The following is a 704-nucleotide window of genomic DNA, read 5'->3' on the forward strand; positions in this document are numbered from 1 at the left end:
GCTCAGCGCCCGAAGGTCCCCGGTCCGGCCACCGGGCTCCGTGGAGCGCAGCGGGTGAGCGGCCCGTTCCAGGGACCGTACGAGGCGTGTCTCCCGGTGTTCTGGGCGACCGGTCTCGTGCGGTGCCGCCGAGGACGCCGGCACGGCCGGTGCGGCGGAGGACAGGGGAGCGGCCGCCGCCGCGGCGGCGAGCGCTCCCGTCAGCGCGAGGAACCCTCGCCGGCCGGTCGTCTTCGTGTACGCGTGCATTCCGATCACTCCTTGCGTGCGGCGGCTCCCCGAGCCGATGAAGTGATCTTCGTGTGCCGGGGCGCCGACCGCGCTGGGGTGCCCCACCGGCTTTCCCCGGGGGACACCCCCACCGCGATCGTGCCTGCTGGCCGGATGGTCCGGCGGATCTCGCAACGACCAGGGTGGGTCGGGCACACCAGGATTCACACGGAAGGAACCCCCTGTGTTCAGTTTGAAGTCGGTCGGCCGCCGCGCGGTGCGCACCACTGCCGTCGGTGCGCTCGCCGTCGCGACATGCGCCACTCTGATGGCCGGCAGCGCCGGGGCGATCGTCAACGGGGCCGACTCCACGGAGCGCTATCCGTTCATGGCGGCGATCCCCGAGTCGGCCCCGAAGTACGGCGTGTACGACGGCAACTGCGGGGCGTCGCTGATCGATCCCCAGTGGGTGCTGACGGCGGCCCACTGCGTCA

General features: G+C 72.6%; 1 protein-coding gene and 1 pseudogene. One reads left to right on the forward strand and one right to left on the reverse strand.

Translation table 11 applies throughout. The annotated features are described in order from the left end of the window. Nucleotides 1–249: pseudogene (locus IF00_RS45985) on the reverse strand (erythromycin esterase family protein); the annotation flags it as partial. 205 nt (nucleotides 250–454) lie between these two features. On the opposite strand from IF00_RS45985, the gene IF00_RS0140380 reads away from it, so the two are divergent. Continuing rightward, nucleotides 455–704 (forward strand): trypsin-like serine protease (locus IF00_RS0140380; RefSeq protein WP_030327105.1); only part of this gene is annotated, 250 nt, incomplete at its 3' end.

Origin of the sequence: Streptomyces flavochromogenes, assembly GCF_000717595.1 — a bacterium.
Classification (GTDB): domain Bacteria; phylum Actinomycetota; class Actinomycetes; order Streptomycetales; family Streptomycetaceae; genus Streptomyces; species Streptomyces flavochromogenes.